Annotated in this window: 18 protein-coding genes; 10 read left to right on the top strand and 8 right to left on the bottom strand. The window is 70.1% G+C overall.

The window, feature by feature from the left end; all coding sequences use genetic code 11:
• Positions 1–35: 35 nt before the first annotated feature.
• Positions 36–1,490, top strand: a complete 1,455-nt coding sequence (locus OHS16_RS21715) for an MFS transporter (RefSeq protein WP_328538897.1) — start codon at positions 36–38, stop codon at positions 1,488–1,490.
• Here the strand turns inward: OHS16_RS21715 and OHS16_RS21710 are convergent.
• A complete protein-coding gene (locus OHS16_RS21710; RefSeq protein WP_328538896.1) occupies positions 1,463–2,317 on the bottom strand; it encodes a helix-turn-helix transcriptional regulator in 855 nt (284 codons plus the stop codon). The genes OHS16_RS21715 and OHS16_RS21710 overlap by 28 nt on opposite strands.
• Before the next feature lie 101 nt (positions 2,318–2,418).
• Here OHS16_RS21710 and OHS16_RS21705 point away from each other — a divergent pair, with 101 nt between their 5' ends.
• Positions 2,419–3,873: an MFS transporter gene (locus tag OHS16_RS21705; RefSeq protein WP_328538895.1), complete on the top strand. Its 1,455-nt coding sequence runs from the start codon at positions 2,419–2,421 to the stop codon at positions 3,871–3,873.
• 89 nt (positions 3,874–3,962) lie between these two features.
• Here the strand turns inward: OHS16_RS21705 and OHS16_RS21700 are convergent, their stop codons facing one another.
• On the bottom strand, positions 3,963–4,157 hold the full coding sequence (locus OHS16_RS21700) for a DUF6243 family protein (protein ID WP_328538894.1): 195 nt from the start codon (positions 4,155–4,157) through the stop codon (positions 3,963–3,965).
• Between the two features lie 373 nt (positions 4,158–4,530).
• Between OHS16_RS21700 and OHS16_RS21695 the strand changes: the two genes are divergently transcribed.
• The 4 genes from OHS16_RS21695 (at position 4,531) to OHS16_RS21680 (ending at position 8,310) form a co-directional block, all read left to right on the top strand.
• Positions 4,531–6,009 carry an amino acid permease gene (locus OHS16_RS21695; protein ID WP_328540933.1) on the top strand — a complete coding sequence of 493 codons (1,479 nt, stop codon included), beginning with the start codon at positions 4,531–4,533 and terminating at the stop codon, positions 6,007–6,009.
• Between the two features lie 10 nt (positions 6,010–6,019).
• Positions 6,020–6,475 carry an Lrp/AsnC family transcriptional regulator gene (locus OHS16_RS21690; RefSeq protein ID WP_328538893.1) on the top strand — a complete coding sequence of 152 codons (456 nt, stop codon included), beginning with the start codon at positions 6,020–6,022 and terminating at the stop codon, positions 6,473–6,475.
• A gap of 167 nt (positions 6,476–6,642) precedes the next feature.
• Complete coding sequence (locus OHS16_RS21685; protein ID WP_328538892.1) at positions 6,643–7,662, top strand: aldo/keto reductase; 1,020 nt, start codon at positions 6,643–6,645, stop codon at positions 7,660–7,662.
• Between the two features lie 54 nt (positions 7,663–7,716).
• Complete coding sequence (locus OHS16_RS21680) at positions 7,717–8,310, top strand: TetR/AcrR family transcriptional regulator (protein ID WP_328538891.1); 594 nt, start codon at positions 7,717–7,719, stop codon at positions 8,308–8,310.
• Positions 8,311–8,751: 441 nt separating this feature from the next.
• On the opposite strand, the gene OHS16_RS21675 is transcribed toward OHS16_RS21680, so the two are convergent.
• Positions 8,752–10,134 carry a glycine--tRNA ligase gene (locus OHS16_RS21675; protein ID WP_328538890.1) on the bottom strand — a complete coding sequence of 461 codons (1,383 nt, stop codon included), beginning with the start codon at positions 10,132–10,134 and terminating at the stop codon, positions 8,752–8,754.
• Positions 10,135–10,290: 156 nt separating this feature from the next.
• Here OHS16_RS21675 and OHS16_RS21670 point away from each other — a divergent pair, with 156 nt between their 5' ends.
• Genes OHS16_RS21670 through OHS16_RS21655 form a run of 4 tightly spaced genes read left to right on the top strand, consistent with a single transcriptional unit; the run spans position 10,291 to position 13,443 of the window.
• Positions 10,291–11,256 (top strand): metal ABC transporter substrate-binding protein, encoded by a 966-nt coding sequence (locus OHS16_RS21670; RefSeq protein ID WP_328538889.1) that lies wholly within the window; start codon positions 10,291–10,293, stop codon positions 11,254–11,256.
• A 50-nt stretch (positions 11,257–11,306) separates the two neighbouring features.
• Positions 11,307–12,071: a metal ABC transporter ATP-binding protein gene (locus tag OHS16_RS21665; RefSeq protein WP_328538888.1), complete on the top strand. Its 765-nt coding sequence runs from the start codon at positions 11,307–11,309 to the stop codon at positions 12,069–12,071.
• A gap of 1 nt (position 12,072) precedes the next feature.
• Positions 12,073–12,966: a metal ABC transporter permease gene (locus tag OHS16_RS21660; protein WP_328538887.1), complete on the top strand. Its 894-nt coding sequence runs from the start codon at positions 12,073–12,075 to the stop codon at positions 12,964–12,966.
• Between the two features lie 57 nt (positions 12,967–13,023).
• Positions 13,024–13,443 (top strand): Fur family transcriptional regulator, encoded by a 420-nt coding sequence (locus tag OHS16_RS21655; protein WP_328538886.1) that lies wholly within the window; start codon positions 13,024–13,026, stop codon positions 13,441–13,443.
• Between the two features lie 116 nt (positions 13,444–13,559).
• Here the strand turns inward: OHS16_RS21655 and OHS16_RS21650 are convergent, their stop codons facing one another.
• The 5 genes from OHS16_RS21650 to OHS16_RS21630 all read right to left on the bottom strand — a co-directional run bounded on the left by OHS16_RS21650 (position 13,560) and on the right by OHS16_RS21630 (position 19,537).
• Positions 13,560–14,369, bottom strand: a complete 810-nt coding sequence (locus tag OHS16_RS21650) for an isoprenyl transferase (protein ID WP_328538885.1) — start codon at positions 14,367–14,369, stop codon at positions 13,560–13,562.
• An 18-nt stretch (positions 14,370–14,387) separates the two neighbouring features.
• On the bottom strand, positions 14,388–15,134 hold the full coding sequence (gene recO / locus OHS16_RS21645) for a DNA repair protein RecO (protein WP_328538884.1): 747 nt from the start codon (positions 15,132–15,134) through the stop codon (positions 14,388–14,390).
• 306 nt (positions 15,135–15,440) lie between these two features.
• Positions 15,441–16,103, bottom strand: coding sequence for a response regulator transcription factor (locus tag OHS16_RS21640; protein ID WP_328538883.1), 663 nt, complete (start codon positions 16,101–16,103; stop codon positions 15,441–15,443).
• Positions 16,100–17,392: a sensor histidine kinase gene (locus OHS16_RS21635; protein ID WP_443042662.1), complete on the bottom strand. Its 1,293-nt coding sequence runs from the start codon at positions 17,390–17,392 to the stop codon at positions 16,100–16,102. Before OHS16_RS21635 ends, OHS16_RS21640 begins: the two co-directional genes overlap by 4 nt.
• 45 nt (positions 17,393–17,437) lie before the next feature.
• A complete protein-coding gene (locus OHS16_RS21630; RefSeq protein ID WP_328538882.1) occupies positions 17,438–19,537 on the bottom strand; it encodes an MMPL family transporter in 2,100 nt (699 codons plus the stop codon).
• Between the last annotated feature and the right edge of the window lie 142 nt (positions 19,538–19,679).

The raw sequence follows: 19,679 nt of genomic DNA, 5'->3' as shown, positions 1-19,679 counted from the left end.
CCGAAGGAGTCGTTAGTTAGCCGTACTATTGATGAATGCCCGAGCTCAGTTACCGCCGGCGGATGCTGGTGCTGGCGATCTGCTGCATGAGCCTGCTGATCGTCAGTCTCGACAACACCGTCCTCAACGTCGCCCTGCCCTCGATGGCCCGCGAACTGCACACGTCGGTATCCGGGATGCAGTGGACCATCGACGCCTACACGCTGGTCCTGGCATCGCTGTTGATGCTGGCGGGCTCGATGGCCGACCGGATCGGCCGCCGCAAGGTCTTCAAGACCGGCCTGGTCGTGTTCACCGCCGGCTCGGTGCTCTGCTCCGTCGCACCGAACCTGGAATCACTGGTCGTCTTCCGGATGGTCCAGGCCGTCGGCGGTTCGATGCTCAATCCGGTCGCCATGTCCATCATCACCAACACCTTCACCGAGCCGCGTGAGCGCGCCCGGGCGATCGGGGTCTGGGGTGGCGTGGTCGGAATCTCCATGGCCGCGGGGCCGCTGATCGGCGGGCTGCTGGTGGACTCGGTCGGCTGGCGCTCGATCTTCTGGATCAATCTGCCGGTCGGCCTGGCCGCTCTCCTGCTGACCTGGCGCTATGTGCCGGAGTCCCGTGCGCCGAAGGCCCGCAGGCCCGACCCCGTCGGCCAGTTGTGCGTCATGGTGCTGCTCGGCTCGGTGACCTACGCGATCATCGAGGCCCCGTCCGCGGGGTGGACGTCGCCGGTCATCCTGTCGTTCGCGGGTGCGGCGCTGCTCGCGCTCGCCGTGCTGCTGAGATACGAGCCCAGGCGCCCGGAGCCGCTGATCGATCTGCGTTTCTTCCGCAGCGCCCCGTTCAGCGGCGCCACCGTCATCGCGGTCTGCGGCTTCGCCGCGCTCGCCGGCTTCCTCTTCCTCAACACCCTGTATCTGCAGAACGTCCGCGGCTTCTCGGCCCTGCACGCCGGGCTCTACATGCTGCCGATGGCGGCGCTCACCTTCGTCTGCGCCCCCTTGTCGGGGCGTCTGGTGGGCAGCCGCGGACCACGGCTCTCGCTGCTGGTGGCCGGGACGGCGATGGCGCTCAGCGGCCTCTTGTTCGCGGCGCTCGACGCGGAGACGAACACCGCCCTGCTCTTCACCGGCTATGTGCTGTTCGGCATCGGCTTCGGCATGGTGAACGCACCGATCACCAACACCGCGGTCTCCGGGATGCCCCGCGCGCAGGCCGGGGTGGCGGCGGCCGTCGCCTCGACCAGCCGTCAGATCGGGTCGACGCTCGGGGTGGCGGTGATCGGGGCCGTACTGGCCTCGGGCATCAGCGGCGCCACCCACACCGACGGCTTCGCGGAGGCGGGCCGCACGGCCTGGTGGATCATCACCGGCTGCGGCCTTGCGGTCCTGGTCTTCGGGCTGCTGACCAGTGGCGCCTGGGCACGCAACTCCGCGCTGCGGACGGCCGAACACCTCGGCGAGCCCGAGACGGCTCAGAGCGTCGCGGGCGCCAGGGCGTAGAGGCGCTCCAGACGTTCACGGGACTCGGTGTTGGCCGGGACGTACGTCACCAGGCGCGGGCCCGGCATGGGCCCAAGCCAGAGATTGGTGTGATCCAGCAGCAGCGGTCCGACGTCACGGTTGTGGAACCGCTTGGTCTTGCCGCCCTGGCCCACGACCTCGTGGCGCGCCCAGATCTCCCGGAACTCCGGCGACACGCTCTCCAGCCGCCTCAGCAGGGCCTTCCAGGCGGGCTCCGCCAGGTGCTCGGCCATCGCGCCCCGGAACTTCGCGGCCATCACACGGTTCATCTCGTCGAGATCGACGACGGAGGAACGCCAGTCCTCGTTGGTGTAGGAGAGCAGCATGCAGTTGCGGTCCTCGGGCGCGACCGCGTCGAGGTCGCAGAGCAGCCGCCCGTAGGTGCGGTTGTACGCGAGGATGTCGTAACGACTGTTCTGGATACACGCAGGGATGGGGTCGAGCTGCTCGATCATCACCGCCACCGCGGGTGTGATCACAGGGCAGGTGGTGTTGGGGGCCGGATCGATCGCACCGGCCAGCGCGAAGAGATGGGCGCGCTCGCTGGAGTCGAGAAGCAGCGAGCGGGCCACCGCGTCGAGCACCTGCGGGGAGACCTGGATGTCCCTGGCCTGTTCCAGCCAGGTGTACCAGGTGACACCCACCGCGGAGAGCTGGGCGACCTCCTCGCGGCGCAGCCCAGGGGTACGCCTGCGGCTGCCGCGCGGAAGCCCGACCTGCTCGGGGGCGATCCGTTCGCGGCGGCTGCGCAGAAACTCGGCGAGCTCGTGCCTGCGTACATCGCTCTCCTGCGCCACAGTGGTCATGCGTCCAGCATGCCGGATGGCTCAGCCCATTGCCAGGTACTCCTTCTACCAGGATAAAGAGACTCTGGTACCAGGCTGTGGGGTCGCGCATCCTCGTTCTCGTGAGTAACACGACTGCGTCAGTACGGACCACTTCCTCCCTCACCCCCACCGGCACCCGGCACGACCACCCCACCCCGGTGCTCGGCACGCTCGGGCTGTTCACCGTGCTGCTCGGTGCCGCGCTTCCGCTCATCGACTTCTTCATCGTCAATGTCGCGCTGCCCACCATCGACCGGGACCTCGCCGCGGGCCCCGCGATGCTGGAACTCGTCGTCGCCGGATACGGCGTCGCGTACGCCGTCCTGCTGGTGCTGGGCGGACGGCTCGGCGACATGATCGGCCGGCGCCGGCTCTTCCTGATCGGCATCGCCGCCTTCGGGCTGACCTCGCTGGCCTGCGGTCTCGCCCCCGACGCCCTGACCCTGGTCGGAGCGAGGGTGGCGCAGGGTGCCTCGTCGGCGCTGATGCTGCCGCAGGTGCTCGCCACCATCCAGGCGACCACGGCGGGCCCCCGGCGGGCCAAGGCGATGGGGCTCTACGGAGCCACCGCGGGCCTCTCCATGGTCGCCGGGCAGATCATCGGCGGCGTCCTGGTGGCCGCCGATGTGGCCGGCACCGGCTGGCGTTCGATCTTCCTGGTCAATGTGCCGGTGGCCGTCCTCGGGATGATCCTCGCGGCCCGTTCCGTACCGGAGACCCGGTCCGACAGGCCGGCACCGGTGGACGTGCCCGGCACCCTGCTGCTGGGACTCTCGCTGATCACCCTGCTCGCGCCGCTGACCGAGGGCAGGGCGGCCGGATGGCCGCTGTGGACCTGGATCTCGCTGGGCGTCTTCCCGTTCGCCGCGGCGGCGTTCTTCCTGACCGAGCGGGCGGCCGACCGCAGGGGCGAGGTACCGCTGGTGCCACCGAGCCTGCTGCGTCTGGACTCACTGCGCCGCGGGCTCGCCCTGGTGCTGCCGTTCTCGGTCGGCTTCGGCGGATTCATGTTCGTGATCGCGGTGGCGTTGCAACAGGGTCTGCGGATGGGCCCGGTGACGGCCGGCCTCGCGCTGGTGCCGATGGCGGCCGCCTTCTTCCTGGCCTCACTGGCAGGACCCCGACTGGTCGGCCGGTTCGCCAGCCGGGTGGTGACGGCGGGCGCGCTGATCCAGGTGGTGGGTGTCGCGGTGATCGCCGCGACCGTGTGGTGGGGCTGGCCCGGCCTGGGCATCGCCGCGCTGGCCCCGGGGACCGCGCTGGCCGGGTTCGGGCAGGGTCTGCAGCTGCCTGTGCTGTTCCGGATCGTGCTCTCCGACGTGCCGGCCGACCGGGCCGGGGTCGGCAGCGGTGTCATGACCACCACCCAGCAGTCCGCCCTCGCACTGGGGGTGGCGACGCTCGGCAGCCTCTTCCTGTCGCTGAGCTCATCGGTGGGGATGCGGGAGGCTCTGGTGATCACCCTGCTGCTCCAGCTCGGCACGATCGTGGTCACCGCGCTGCTCAGCCTCCGGCTGCCGCGCGCTGTGCGGTAGCCGGGTGCGGGTGGGGAGACGGCCGCGGGCCCGGATCGCGTACGGCGATCCGGGCCCGCAGTTCTCTGTTTCGTGCCGTGCGGCGGCCGTCAGTCCTGGGCGCCGTCCTCGGGGGTCACGGTGCCCTCCGCGCGCTCACGCATCTTCCGCAGCAGTTCCTGCTTCTGGTCCGCCGCCGACCGGCGGTCCTCGGCGCTCGCGGCGGCCGATCCTGATTCCCCGGAGCGGGGCATCTTCTTGCGCTGCCCGCCCACGCCAAGAAGGTTGTTACGACTCTTTGCCATGCCGGCCAGCGTACCCGGCGCGCCGGCGGGGGCCGCACCGTTTTCCCGTCGGCGCCGGTCGTGAGCCGGCCTCCGAGCGCGCCTGAGGCACCTGTGCGCCCGGGAACCGTGCTGCGCGCACGCGATCGGCCACTCTCCGCGAATGTGCGCAACGAATCGCCGCAGATGCGCAAGGAACCTGCATTACGGACCACTGCACCCACCTCGTAGGGTTCTGCCCTGTACGTGGAGCGGTGGAGACCCCAGCTCGGCGGTCCTCACCTGCTGTGCGCCTGGACGCGCACCCCTGGCCGGGGCCGTCATCGCGGGTCGCCGCCGCCAGAGCCGGCAGCGATGAAGGAGCCTCACCGTGGCACGACCTGACGCAGCGCCGATCGTCCGGAGCCGCCCGGATCCCGGCCCCGGTTCCGGGCCGGGAGGCGGTGGAACGGGCTCCCGGCTGATGCGCCGCAAACCCGTCGAGCGCCTGATAGCCGAGGGCGGCCAGGGCGAGGGCGGGCAGCTCAGGCGCTCGCTCGGCATGTGGCAGCTGACCATGATCAGTATCGGGGCCACACTGGGCACCGGCATCTTCGTGGTCCTCGGCGAGGCGGTCCCCAAGGCCGGACCCGCGGTCGTCATCTCCTTCGTGATCGCCGGGCTCACCGCCCTGTTCTCCGCCCTGTCGTACGCCGAGCTGGCCGGCACCATCCCGGTCTCCGGCTCCTCGTACTCGTACGCCTACGCGACCCTGGGCGAGTTCATCGCCTGGATCTGCGGCTGGTGCCTGATGCTGGAGTACGGCGTCTCCGTGGCGGCCGTCGCCGTCGGCTGGGGCCAGTACCTCAACGAGTTCCTGGACGGCACCGTTGGGATCACCATCCCCACCGCGCTGTCCGCCCCGCCCGGGGACGGCGGCATCGTCAACATCCCCGCCCTGCTCGTCGTCCTGCTGGCGATGGCCTTCCTGCTGGGCGGTGCGCGCGAGAGTGCCCGGGCCAACACCATCATGGTCGTGGTGAAGATCGCCTCGCTGGTGCTGTTCTGCGTGGTCGCAGCCGCGGGCATCAAGGCCGGCAACTACAAGCCCTTCATGCCGCTCGGCATGACCGGCGTCAGCGCGGCCGGTGCCAGCCTCTTCTTCTCGTACATCGGCTTCGACGCCGCCTCCACCGCCGGCGAGGAGGCCAGGAACCCCAAGCGCGACATGCCTCGCGCGATCATGCTGTCCCTGCTGATCGTCACCGCGCTCTACTGTCTCGTCGCCCTCATCGCGGTCGGCGCCATGCCGTGGCAGAACTTCGGCAACGCCGACGCCGCTCTCGCCCAGATCATGCGGGACGTCACGGGCCAGAGCTTCTGGGCGGTGCTGCTCGCCGCGGGAGCCGTGATCGCCATCGCCAGCGTTGTCCTGACCGTGCTCTACGGACAGACCCGCATCCTGTTCTCCATGGCCCGCGACGGTCTGGTGCCCAAGGTGTTCGCCAGGGTGAACCCGCGTACCGGGACCCCTGTCGCCAACACACTGATCGTCTCGCTGTTCTGTGGCATCCTCGCCGCCGTCGTCCCGCTGGGCGAGCTGGCCAACGCCACCAGCATCGGCACACTCTTCGCGTTCGCCCTGGTCAACGTGGCCGTCATCGTGCTCCGCCGGACCCGGCCCGACATGCCGCGCACCTTCCGGGTGGCGTTCTCCCCGGTCACCCCGGCCATCGGATTCGCCCTGTGCCTCTGGATGATGACCAGCCTGGGCGCCGCCACCTGGGTGTGGTTCGGGATCTGGATGCTCCTGGGCCTCGCGCTGTACTTCGGATACGGCATGCGCCGCTCCCAGCTCGCCCGTGAAGGCGCGCCTGCCCGGGACGAAGTGTGATCCCCCCGCGTTGCGACTGAACGATCTCGACGAACGCATCGTCCACGCTCTCGCCGGAGGGGCCCGCCGCTCCTACGCGGACATCGGCGCCCAGGTCGGCCTGTCCGCCCCCGCCGTCAAGCGCAGGGTCGACCGGCTGCTGCGCTCCGGTGCCATCACGGGCTTCACCGTGCGGGTGGACCCCGCCGCAATGGGCTGGGAAACGGAGGCGTTCGTCGAGATCCACTGCCGCCGCAGCACCTCCCCCGGGGACATCCGCCGCGGTCTGTCGCGCTACCCGGAGGTGGCGTCCGCCTCGACCGCCACCGGCGAGGCGGACGCCGTGATCCAGATCTACGCCGCTGACGTACGCCATTTCGAGCGGGTGCTGGAGCGCATCGCGGGCGAACCGTTCGTCGAACGCACCAAGTCCGTCCTGGTGCTTTCCCCGCTCGTGCGCCGGTTCAGCTCCGGCGTTCCTGCGTAACGCTCCGCACGTCGCCGGTCCTCACGCGCGGAGCACCCCGGGCGGCTGCTCCGGGCGGGCCGCCTGTCGCACGTCGCACAGCGAATGACAGATATTGAAATCTGTCATTCGCTATGCCATAGTCGCCCCTGCGTCGGTTTCCCCGGCTTCCTACGGAGGAGTGCCTCATGTCCGTCACACCCGTCCCCGCCCGCGTCCTCGGCGCCACCGGCCCCCGGGCATCGGTGCTCGGCCTCGGCTGCATGGGCATGTCCGCGCTCTACGGCGAAGCCGACCGCAACGAATCCATCGCCACCATCCATGCCGCCCTGGACGCCGGGATCACCCTGCTCGACACGGGCGACTTCTACGGCATGGGCCACAACGAGCTGCTGATCGGCGAGGCGCTGCGCACCGCCCCATCGGCGCAGCGCGAACAGGCCCTCACCAGCGTCAAGTTCGGCGCACTGCGTACCGTCGAGGGCGGTTTCACCGGTTACGACGGCCGCCCCGCCGCGGTCAAGAACTTCGCCGCCTACTCGCTCCAGCGCCTCGGTACCGACCACATCGACATCTACCGGATCGCCCGGGTGGATCCCGACGTGCCGATCGAGGAGACCATGGGCGCGATCGCCGAGCTGATCGAAGCCGGTCACGTCCGGCACGCCGGACTCTCCGAGGCCGGTGCCGACACCATCCGCAGAGCCGCGTCCGTCGTTCCCGTCGCCGATCTCCAGATCGAGTACTCGCTGGTCTCCCGGGGCGTCGAGGAGGCCATCCTGCCGGTCACCCGCGAACTCGGCATCGGCATCACCGCGTACGGGGTTCTCTCCCGCGGTCTGATCAGCGGCCACTTCACCCGGGACCGCGAACTGGCGCCCGGCGACTTCCGCTCGATGAGCCCGCGCTTCCAGGGCGAGAACCTCCAGCACAACCTCGGCCTGGTCGACGAGCTGCGCAAGATCACCGAACAGAAGGGTGCATCCGTCGCCCGGATCGCCATCGCCTGGGTCGCCGCCCAGGGCACCGACATCGTCCCGCTGATCGGCGCGCGCAGCCGTGAACGGCTGGCGGAGGCCATCGGCGCCCTCGATGTGACGCTCGACGCCGACGACCTAGCCGCCATCGAGCGGGCGGTACCCGCCGGCTCCGCCGCGGGCGAGCGTTACCCGGCAGCCCAGATGGCCCACCTGGACAGCGAGCGCTGAGGCCCCGGTACGGTCGCGGGGTCGTTCCGCCCCCCGAAAGGCAGCACAGACCCCATGACACCCGAAGCCCTGACACCCGAGCGCATCCTCCGGGCCACCGAGGATGTGCTGCGCCGCCACGGCCCGGCCAAGGCGACGGTGGTCGATGTGGCACGGGTGCTGGGTGTCAGCCACGGAAGTGTCTACCGGCACTTCCGCACCAAGGCCGCTCTGCGGGAGGCAGTCACCGAACGCTGGCTGGACCGCTCGGTGGCCGACCTCGCCCAGTACACCGACCGGTCGTCAGGCCCGGCGCCGGTACGTCTGGAGGGCTGGCTGAACGCGCTGTTCGCGGCCAAACGCCGTAAGGCGGGCGGGGACCCCGAGCTGTTCGCCACCTACAGCGTGCTGATCGCCGAGAGCAGCGGAGTCGTCGAGCGTCACATCGGGGCCCTGACCGGTCAGCTCGCCCGGATCGTCGAGGACGGCTGCGCACAGGGCGAGTTCACGGTCGGTCACACCGATCACGCGACCACCGCCCGTGCGATCTTCGATGCCACCGGCCGCTTCCACGATCCGGTGTACGCGGCTCAGTGGAGCGGCGCCGGCATCGAGGAGGCGTTCGTCGCGGTGCGCGATCTGGTGCTGCGGGGACTCGGGGCGCGCTGACGGGCGCAGACCCCCCGGCCGGTCATCTTGTGGGGTAGCTGATGCGTACCCTTCCGGACCCCGAGGAGACCTGGATGAGCCGGTCCGCGAGCGGATCGTCGATACCCCCTCCGGCGCTCCAGGTGCCCGAGCGGGTGCCGCCCCGCACCCGGTACCGCGAGCCGGTGGGCACGATGACGACGAATTCTCCCGCGCCCGACGCCCCGGTCAGTCTCCGCGGCGCCGAGGCGAAGTCCAGCTCCGCGCGGCCGGCGCCGGTGCACCACTGCGGCGCCCGGCCGGGATCTGGTCACCGCCTGCACACTTGCCGTCTGCGCCGAACTGCCCCTGGCCGCGGTGTGCGCGGTGCTGGCGGCCCGTCGTTCCTGAGAGTCCGGGACGACCGGGGGCCCCGGCTCCGCTGAAGCGGAGCCGGGGCCCCCGGTCGTGCGCGTCCGGCTGTCAGCAGCCCAGCAGGTGGCTGCCCAGGTACGACTGGATCTGGTCCAGCGAGACCCGGTCCTGCTTCATGGTGTCGCGCTCGCGCACGGTCACCGCGTTGTCGTCGAGGGTGTCGAAGTCGACGGTGACACAGAACGGTGTGCCGATCTCGTCCTGGCGGCGGTAGCGGCGGCCGATGGCGCCCGCGTCGTCGAACTCGATGTTCCAGTTCTTGCGCAGGTCGGTCGCCAGCCCCTTGGCCTTGGGCGAGAGCTGCGGGTTGCGCGAGAGCGGCAGGACCGCGACCTTGACCGGCGCCAGGCGCGGGTCGAGGCGCATCACGGTGCGCTTCTCCATGACGCCCTTGGCGTTGGGAGCCTCGTCCTCGTTGTACGCGTCGAGCATGAAGGCCAGCATCGTCCGGCCGACGCCCGCCGCGGGCTCGATGACATACGGGGTCCAGCGCTCGCCCTTCTCCTGGTCGAAGTAGGAGAGGTCCGTGCCGGATGCCTTGGCGTGCGCGGAGAGGTCGAAGTCGGTGCGGTTGGCGACGCCTTCGAGCTCGCCCCACTCACTGCCGCCGAAGCGGAACCGGTACTCGATGTCGGCGGTGCGCTTGGAGTAGTGGGAGAGCTTCTCCTTCGGGTGCTCGAACCACCGCATGTTCTCCTCGCGCATTCCGAGGTCGCGGTACCAGTTCCAGCGCTGCTCCATCCAGTATTCCTGCCACTGCTCGTCCTCGCCCGGCTTGACGAAGAACTCCATCTCCATCTGCTCGAACTCGCGGGTGCGGAAGATGAAGTTGCCCGGAGTGATCTCGTTCCGGAAGGACTTGCCCATCTGCGCGATACCGAACGGCGGCTTCTTGCGCGAAGTCTGCTGCACCTGGCCGAAGTTGGTGAAGATGCCCTGGGCCGTCTCGGGACGCAGATAGGCGACGGAGCCGCTGTCCTGGGTCGGGCCGAGGTGGGTGGAGAGCAGACCCGAGAAGTTCTTGGGCTCGGTGAAGGTGCCCTTGTTGCCGCAGTTGGGGCAGTTGAGGTCGGCGAGGCCGTTGGCGGGCGCGTGGCCGTGCTTCTCCTCGTAGGCCTCCTCCAGGTGGTCCGCGCGGAAACGCTTGTGACAGGAGGTGCACTCGGTGAGCGGGTCCGAGAAGGTCGCCACATGGCCCGAGGCCTCCCACGTCTCGGAGGCCAGGATGACCGACGAGTCGAGACCGACCACGTCCTCGCGCGAGGTGACCATGTAGCGCCACCACTGACGCTTGATGTTCTCCTTCAGCTCGACACCCAGCGGCCCGTAGTCCCAGGCGGCCCGCTGGCCGCCGTAGATCTCACTGGAGGGGTAGACGAAGCCACGGCGCTTGCTCAGGCTGACGATGGTGTCGATCTTGTCGGCGGCCACGGTGCTCTCTTCATTACGACGATGGCGAACAGCGGAATGCTTCAGGTTACCGGCGGCTGCACCCCCCGGATCAAATCGGTTCCCCCTTCACGCCCGGATCGGCTCGCGACGGACGCTTGTTGACAATCGTTTCCACTTTAGTTGAAAATGACTGTCATGAACGTACGACGCCTCATACCCGTCGCCGCCGTCTCCGGAGCCGTCGCTCTCGGCATGGCCGCCGTCTCCGCCTGCGCGGGTTCCCCCATCGCGACGGACCGCAAGGACGGCAGACTCGATGTGGTGGCGTCGTTCTATCCACTGCAGTACCTGACCCAGCAGATCGGCGGCGATCACGTCTCGGTCACCGTCCTGACGAAGCCCGGCGCCGAGCCGCACGATCTCGAGCTCAGCCCCCGGCAGACCGTCGCGCTCTCGGGTGTCGACGCGATCGTCTACCTCAAGGGGCTCCAGCCCGCTGTCGATGAGGCGATCGCGCAGTCCGGGGTGAAGCACACCGCGGACGCCGCCGCCATGACCTCGCTCGAGAAGCACGGCACCGAGGTCGACGGCCGTCACCACACCACCGGCAGCAACAGCTCGCACTCGGAGAGCGAAAAGGGCACCGACCCGCACATCTGGCTCGATCCGGTGAAGTACGCGCAGGTCGCCAGGGGCGTGAACAGGACGCTCGCCGCCGCCGACCCGGCCCACAGGGCGGACTATCAGAAGAACACCGACGCCCTGGTCAAGAAGCTCGGCGCGCTCGACAGGCAGTACCGGGACGGGCTGAAGAACCGCACATCCGACACGTTCGTCACCACCCATGCCGCCTTCGGCTACCTCGCCGAGCGCTACGGCCTCACCGAAGAGGCCATCAGCGGTATCGACCCGGAGAGCGAGCCCAGCATCTCGCGCATGAGGGACCTGCACGGTCTCGCGGCGCGGCATCACGTCCACACCGTCTTCTTCGAGACGATCGCCAACCCCGACACCGCGAAGACCCTGGCCGGCGACCTCCATCTCACGACGGACGTGCTGGATCCGCTGGAGGGAATCACCGCCAGGTCCAAGGGCGATGACTACATCGAGGTCATGCGGTCCAACCTCGTCGCGCTGCAGAAGGCGCTCGGCGCGAAGTGAGCGCCACGACCGCCCAGAACACCGGCACAACGGCACCGGAGGTACGAGCCATGAAGCAGGAACCCGTCATCTCGCTGCGCGGGGCGACAGCCACGCTCGGCTCACGTCCGGTGCTGCGCGGCATCGATCTCACGGTGCACCGCGGCGAGGTCGTCGCCCTGCTCGGCGCCAACGGCTCGGGCAAATCGACCGCCGTTCGCTCGGTGATCGGACAGGTCCCGCTCACCGACGGCGGGATCGAACTCTTCGGCACCCCCCTGAACCGCTTCCGCGACTGGGGTCGCATCGGTTACGTACCCCAGCGCACCACCGCGGCCGGCGGGGTGCCCGCGACGGTCCGCGAGGTGGTCTCGTCCGGCCGGCTCTCCCGTGCCAGGCTGAAATGGCCCTCAAGGGCCGACCGTGCCGCCGTCTCGCGCGCCATCGCCCTGGTGGGCCTCACGGACAGGGCGGGCGATTCCGTGAACGCCCTCTCCGGCGGACAGCACCAGCGGGTCCTGATCGCCCGCGCCCTGGCGTCCGATCCCGAACTCCTGATCATGGACGAGCCGATGGCGGGCGTCGATCTGGCAAGCCAGGAAATCCTTGCCACGACCCTGCGGGAGCAGGTCTCCGCACGGACGACCGTCCTGCTCGTACTGCACGAACTGGGCCCCCTGGAACCGCTGATCGACCGGGCGGTCGTCCTGCGCGACGGCTGTGTCACCCATGACGGCCCGCCGCCCGAGGCCGTCGGTCAGCACGCCCTGCCGGGCCACGACCACGTCCACCCGCACTCGGCCGTCGAGCCGGCCCGTACAGGACTGCTGAGCTGACATGGAAATCCTCCAGAGCGTTCTCATGCAGCGAGCGCTGCTCGCCGCCGTCCTGGTCGGGATCACCGCCCCGGCCATCGGCATCTATCTCGTCCAGCGCCGGCAGGCCCTGATGGGCGACGGCATCGGGCACATCGCCATGACCGGCGTCGGCCTCGGTTTCCTGCTCAACACCAGCCCGGTGTGGATGGCGACACTCGTCTCGGTCGTCGGTGCGGTCGGCATGGAGCTGATCCGCTCCTACGGGCGGATGCGCGGCGATGTCGCGCTCGCCATGCTCTTCTACGGCGGAATGGCGGGCGGTGTGCTGCTGATCAACATCTCCTCCACCGGCTCCACCGCCAACCTCTCCTCGTATCTCTTCGGCTCGCTGGCAACCGTCTCCAGCAGTGAGGTGACCTCGATCTGCGTGCTGGCCGCGTTCGTGGTGCTGGTGACGCTCGGGCTGCGCAGGCAGCTCTTCGCCGTGAGTCAGGACGAGGAATTCGCCCGGGTGACCGGACTCCCGGTGCGGGTACTCAATCTCCTGATCGCGGTGACCGCCGCCATCACCGTCACGGTGGCCATGCGGGTGGTAGGGCTGCTGCTGGTCAGCGCGCTGATGGTGATCCCGGTGGCCGCGGCCCAGCAGCTCACGAAGTCGTTCGCGACGACCTTCGCGCTGGCCGTGCTCATCGGTACGGCTGCGACCCTGTCCGGCACGATCGTCTCCTACTACCAGGACGTTCCGCCGGGCGCGACAATTGTGTTGCTGGCCATCGGCGTCTTCATCGCCCTGACAGCGCTGGCCGCACCGCTCGCCAGAAGGCGTGCACGGGCCGCGGAGGCCGCCGAGGCAGGTTGCGGCCTCCGGGTCCCGGCCACGCGTCAGCCCGCGGACGCGGTCAGGACCTGACCGAACTGGCACAATGGCCCCACATATCGGCGGGCGACGGACGGCAAGGAGGCACCTGTGACGGCGGGAGCACCAGTACGAGGCCGGTCGACCCGGCAGCGGGCCGCGGTGGCTGCGGCGCTCGACGAGGTGGACGAGTTCCGCAGCGCGCAGGAGCTGCACGACGTGCTCAAGCACCGCGGCGACTCGGTCGGCCTGACGACCGTGTACCGCACCCTGCAGTCGCTGGCGGACGCGGGAGAGGTCGATGTGCTGCGCACCGGGGACGGCGAGTCCGTGTACCGGCGCTGTTCCACCGGCGATCACCATCACCATCTGGTCTGCCGGACCTGTGGCAAGGCCGTCGAGGTCGAAGGGCCCGCGGTGGAGAAGTGGGCCGAGTCGATCGCGGCGCAGCACGGCTATGTGAATGTGGCGCACACGGTGGAGGTCTTCGGCACCTGCTCGGAGTGCGCGGCCTCGGCTTCGGACGGCTGAGCCCGGTCCCGGCGGCCGGGTCACGGCGCGGCGCGCCGTCCGCCCGGCCCCGGCCGTCCGAGATCTGCCTCTGGGGCTGAGGCCGCGGCTGAGGTCTGCCGCGGCTCGCCCCCGGGTCAGGCCGAGGTCTCCTCTATCGCTCCGCCGAACCGCCGGTCCCGCTGGGCGAATTCGAGGCAGGCACGCCACAGGTCACGCCGGTCGAAGTCGGGCCACAGCACGTCCTGGAAGACCATCTCCGCGTAGGCGCTCTGCCAGATCAGGTAGTTGGACGTGCGCTGCTCGCCGCTCGGGCGCAGAAAGAGGTCCACGTCCGGCATGTCCGGGTAGTAGATGTACTTGGCGAAGGTCTTCTCATTGACCTTCGCGGGGTCGAGCTTGCCCGCCGCGACATCGCGTGCGATGGCCTGCGCGGCGTCGGCGATCTCCGCGCGGCCACCGTAGTTGACGCAGAAGTACAGCGTCATCGCGTCGTTGTCCTTGGTCTGCTCCTGGGCGACCTGGAGCTCCTCGACAACCGATTTCCAGAGCTTGGGCATCCGGCCCACCCAGCGGATCCGGATGCCGAGCTCGTCCATCTCGTCGCGCCTGCGCCGGATGACGTCGCGGTTGAAGTTCATCAGGAAGCGCACCTCTTCCGGCGAGCGCTTCCAGTTCTCGGTGGAGAAGGCGTACAGCGAGAGGTTCTTGACGCCCATCTCGATACAGCCGTTGAGCACTTCGAGCACGGTGCTCTCGCCGACCTTGTGCCCCTCGGTGCGCGGCAGCCCGCGGTCCTTCGCCCAGCGGCCGTTGCCGTCCATCACGACGGCGACATGGTTGGGCACCAGTTCGCCCGGGATCTTCGGCGGGCGCGCGCCCGACGGGTGCAGTTCGGGGACCTTGTACTCGCGTTTACTGCGCCCCAGAATCCCGCGTCGTGCCATGAGCTCGTCTCCCTCTCGCTACTTCTCTACGTACCGCATCGAGCGCAGTCCGCGCTCCAGGTGCCAGTGCAGATAAGCGGACACCAGCCCGCTGCCCTCCCTGACGTGCCGCGGCTCGGCCGCGTCGGCAGTCGTCCAGTCCCCGGTCAGTAGCGCACTGAGCAGTCCGACGGCCTCCGCAGAGGGTACGACGCTGCCGGGCACCCGGCAGTCCCCGCACACCACGCCGCCGCCCGCGACCGAGAAGAATCGGTTCGGGCCTTCGAGGCCGCATCTCGCGCAGTCGCCGAAGCTGGGCGCATAGCCGTTGACGGCTAGCGAGCGCAGCAGGAACGCGTCGAGGATGAGATTCGGTGCGTGCTCACCCCGGGACAGCGTGCGCAGCCCGCCGACCAGCAACAGGTACTGCTGCACGGAGGGCTCGCCCTCGTGGTCGGTGAAGCGCTCCGCGGTCTCCAGCATGGCCGTGCCCGCGGTGTAGCGGGCGTAGTCACCGGCGATCGAGCCACCGTACGGAGCGATGGTCTCGCTCTGTGTGCACAGCGGCAGCCCGCGCCCGATCAGTTCGCTGCCGCGCGCGAAGAACTGCACATCGACGTGGGAGAACGGCTCCAGCCGCGCCCCGAATTTCGACTTGGTCCGCCGCACCCCGCGGGCAACGGCGCGCACCCGCCCGTGCCCGCGGGTCAGAAGCGTGATGATGCGGTCGGCCTCACCGAGCTTCTGGGTCCGCAGCACGATGCCGTCGTCCCGGAACAGACTCATGCGCTCCATTGTCGCGTACGGGTGACACGGGCGGCGCCGAGCACCGGTTCCGGAGCCGGGCCGGCCCCCGGCCCCCCTGCACAGGAGTGGCGAGGCAACCGGAGCCCGCCCAGGGCACCCCCCTCGCCCCGCACCTGAACAGTGTGGCCACTTCTGTTCACCAGCGGCTCATAGGAGCAGCTGGATGACACTCCGGCAGCAAGTGCTCACGTTTTTACGAAGGGCCCGTGGGACACCCGCTCCCGGAACGGCCGGTGATGCCGGGAAGGGCATTCAGGACAGCGGAAACAAAACTGAGGACAGCCCTCAGGAGCCCGGGACGACCAGACCCGACTCGTAGGCGATGATGACCAGTTGGGCCCGGTCACGGGCGTCGAGTCTGCCCATGATGCGGCTGACGTGGGTTTTGGCGGTGAGCGGGCTGAGTCCGAGGGACTCGGCGATCTCGGTGTTGTTCAGACCTCGCGCCACGAGGGCGAGTACCTGGCGCTCCCGGTCGGAGAGGCCGTCGGGGCCGCCGGTGGCCGGGGGTTCGGGGCTGCGCAGCACCCTGGCGATCAGCCGGGCGGTGGGGCCCGGGGAGAGCAGGGCGTCGCCGGCGGTGACCATCCGGATCGCGTCGAGAAGGTCCGCCGGCCTGGTGTCCTTGACCAGGAAGCCCGACGCTCCTGCGCGCAACGCGTCGACGACATGGTCATCGGTGTCGTAGGTGGTCAGGACCAGTACCCGGACTCCGGCAAGGTCCTCGTCGGCCGCAATCAGACGGGTGGCCGCGATACCGTCCAGATCCGGCATCCGCAGATCCATCACCACGAGATCGGCGCGGGCCGACCGGGCGAGCGCGACCGCCTCACGGCCGGTGCCGGCCTCGCCCACCACCTCCATGTCGGGGGCCGACCCGATCAGCATGGCGAAAGCGGCGCGTACCAGCGTCTGGTCGTCGGCCAGCAGCACACGGATCAGGCTCATACGGTCCCCTCCTCTTGGAGCAGTGGCAGTACGGCACACACCTCGAAGCCACCGTCGGGGCGCGGCCCCGCGGCCAGCGTGCCGCCCAGGCTGCGGGCCCGCTCCCGCATCCCGATCAGCCCGAACCCCACGGCCCCGGGAACGGCTGATCCTCTGCCGCCCCCCGCCGGGACCGCTCCGGCGTGCGGCGAGCCGTCATCGCTGACCGTGACCCGCAGCGTTCCGGCGACAGGCAGCACCCGCACGCGTATCCGTACGCCGGGGCCGGCGTGCCGTACCGCGTTGGTCAGTGCCTCCTGCACGATCCGGTAGGCCGCCGCGGCGGCAGCGGGCCGGACACCGGCCGCCGGCAGGGTCAGGTCGACCGAGGCTCCGGCCGCCTCGGCTGCGCGCACCAGGTCAGGCACGGCCGCAAGATCGGGCAGCGCGGCCGGGGCCGGAAGCGGGTCTTCGGAACTCCTGTCGGACCGCAGCACCTCCAGAGTGGTCCGCAGTTCTCCGCGGGCCGACCGACAGGTCTCCGAGACATCGTCGAGGGCCTTCGCGATGGCGGCCCGGTCCAGACGTTCGGGGTCGGTGAGCAGGACGTGGGAGGCCACCGATGTCTGTACACCGATCAGGGTGATCGAGTGGGCGAGCAGATCGTGCAGATCGCGGGCGATCCGCAGCCGCTCCTCGGCGACCCGGCGGGCGGCCTCCTCCTCTCTGGTCCGCTCGGCCCGCTCGGCCCGGCCGACGACGGACGCGATGTAGCGGCGGTAGGTGCGCAGGTCCACTCCGAGGATCAGCACCGACAGGATCCAGCCCGATGTGCGCAGCGCCTGCTGGCCCTCGTGCGCACCCACCTGGAACATCACCGTCACGGCGAGCGAGATGACTCCGGCGCCGATCAGCAGCGCGTGCAGCGGCCGCCGGGTGACGGCCACGGTGTAGACGGCGACCAGGGAGCCCGGGACCGCCGCGAAATGGCTGTTGTCGGCCGCGTGGTACGGAACGACACAGGCGAGCACCGCCAACAGGACGAGCACCGGGCGGCTGTGTCGCCACACCAGCGCCACGACACTGCAGGTCAGCAGCGTCCAGCCGAGGACATCGGGCCGCCTGCCCTCGTCACCCCAGAAGACCAGGGCGACGGCCGTCACCGCGACGGCCGCCGCCAGGAACGCGTCGTTGCGCAGACGGTGCGGCACGGTCAGCGGGTCGCGGCCCATCGCGGCCGCTATGCGTTCCCCCAGATTCGGGCGGCCCGCTGTTCCGGTCGCCACGACCGTCGTCTCCGGCTTGTCCACCGTTCCGTCCTCCCGTTGTCCACCGCGCCGTGGCCGCCCTCGCGTTCAGTGCGTACCCACCCGTGCGCGTTCCTGCTGCGGTGCTCCGGCGGCGGGCCGCCGGCTGAGCTTTCCGGGCCACCACATCAGACGCCCGAGCAGCAGGCTCGCGCTGGTCACCAGAAAGGTCCGCACGAGGAAGGTGTCGAGCAGAACACCGACCGCCACCACCAACCCCATCTCGACCATCATCACCAGCGGCAGGTTCATCAGGACCGAGAACGTCGCGGCCAGGACGACGCCGGCGGAGGCGATGACACTGCCGGTCGTCCGCAGCGCGGTCAGCGCCGCGTCGGCCGGGCGGGCACCCGCCAGGGTTTCCTCACGGGTGCGGTGCATCAGGAAGATGCCGTAGTCGACGCCGAGTGCCACCAGGAAGACGAACCAGAGCAACGGCAGCCCCGGGTCGATGCCATCGAACCCGAGCAGCGGCGAGAAGACCAGCCCGCCGATGCCCATGGCAGCGCCCCATACCGCGACTACCGCGGCCACCAGGATCAGCGGCGCCACCAGACTGCGCAGCAGGACGATCAGGATGAGCAGCACGGCGCTGAGCACCAGGGGGACCACAACCCCTCGGTCGTGAGCGTTGGTGTGCTCCAGGTCGAGCTGCTGGGCGCTGGGGCCGCCGACCAGGCTGCCGGGCAGGTCCGCCCGCAGCGCTTCGATGGTGCGGGTCTCGCCCTTGGACTCGGGTGCGTCCTCGGCGATGACGGAGATCTCCGTCCACCCGGCCGCACTGCGTCCGCGTGTCGCCGACGCCACTCCGCCGGTGCCTCTGGCCCGCGCCAGCGCACCGTCGGCGCTCCGCGTCGGTGCCAGCACGCTGATGGGCTGGCTGCCGCGCTCGGGAAAGGCGGCGGTGGCGGTCCGCAGCGCGGACACGGACTCCGGGCGGTCGGTGAAGCCGTCCTGCTGGGCGAGGTCACCCGGCAGCCGGAACACACCGAGGGCGAGCGCGCCCAGCAGGATGCCACCGCAGGCAAGGATCACGCCGGGCCTGCGGCCCGCGGTGCTGCCGATCGCGGCGAAGGCCGAGCGGCGCTGCCGGGGCGCGCTGCCGTACGCGGGGACGAGCGGCCAGAACACCCGGCGGCCGAGCAGGACGAGCACGGCGGGCAGCAGCGTCAACATCGCGGCAAGCGCACCCATCACGCCCACCGCACCGACCGGGCCCAGCCCGCTCGAGCTGTTCAGATCGGCGGCGAGGAGACAGAGCAGACCGGCGGCGACGGTCCCCGATGACGCGAGCACGGCGGGCCCGCATCCGCGCAGGGCCGCTCGCATCGCCTCGTAGGGCCGCGGCACGCGACGCAGTTCGTCCCGGTATCTCGCGGTGAGCAGCAGCGCGTAGTCGGTGCCGGCGCCGAAGACCAGCACGGTCATGATCCCGGCGCTCTGACTGGTGACCGTGAGGCCGAAGCCCTGGGCAAGACCGTAGACCGCGGCCCGGGTGGTGAGGGCCGCCGCGCCCACCGCGAGCAACGGGACCAGCCAGAGGAACGGGCTGCGGTAGATGACGATCAGCAGCAGGGCGACGACCAGTACGGTCGCGATCATCAGCTTGCCGTCGATCGAACCGAAGACGCTGCTCATGTCGGCCTGTACGGCGCCCGGCCCGCCGACCTCGGCGCTCAGCCCCGCGCCGCCGTTCACCTGTTCCCGTACCGAGTCGACGAAGGCGGTGCGGGCCGCGTCGTCACTGCCCGGCCCGTTCGCCGAGACCGGCGCCATCAGCGTCGTGCCGTCCACGGAAGCGACGGCCGCAGGAGTGGCGGAGAGCCGGTGTGCCGCGGCGACGGCCGCGATCTGCCGCTCCGCGGTCGCCCGGTCCTCCGCGGTCAGCCCGCCCGCACGGTGATACACGAGCACCAGGTCGGTGGACTCCCCACCAGGCAGGGCCTGTTGAATTTTCGCCACTTGGGTGGAGTCGGCACCGGCCGGCAGATAGTCCACGATGTTGTCGCGCTGCACATCGCCGAGCCGGCCGGCGAACGGCGCTGCGATCGCGAGAACCGCGACCCACAGGGCGACGACGGCCCACGGCAGCAACCAACGCCGCCGGCCGCCCGGTTCGTCCCCGGATCCCGTGTTCCCTGGCCTCATGCGGTTCCTCCTCAGGACGGATCAGCTGTCCCTTCCAGAGTCCCGGCCGGAGAGCTCCCGGTCATCGCGCGCCGGGCCGACTCCGCGGATACCGCCAGGGGTGGTCCGCTGGGCGCATTACTCCCCCGGGAGTACGCGGTGC

Origin of the sequence: Streptomyces sp. NBC_00344 (genome assembly GCF_036088315.1) — a bacterium.
In the GTDB taxonomy this organism is placed as follows: domain Bacteria; phylum Actinomycetota; class Actinomycetes; order Streptomycetales; family Streptomycetaceae; genus Streptomyces.
This window is presented reverse-complemented; position numbering and strand designations above follow the sequence as displayed.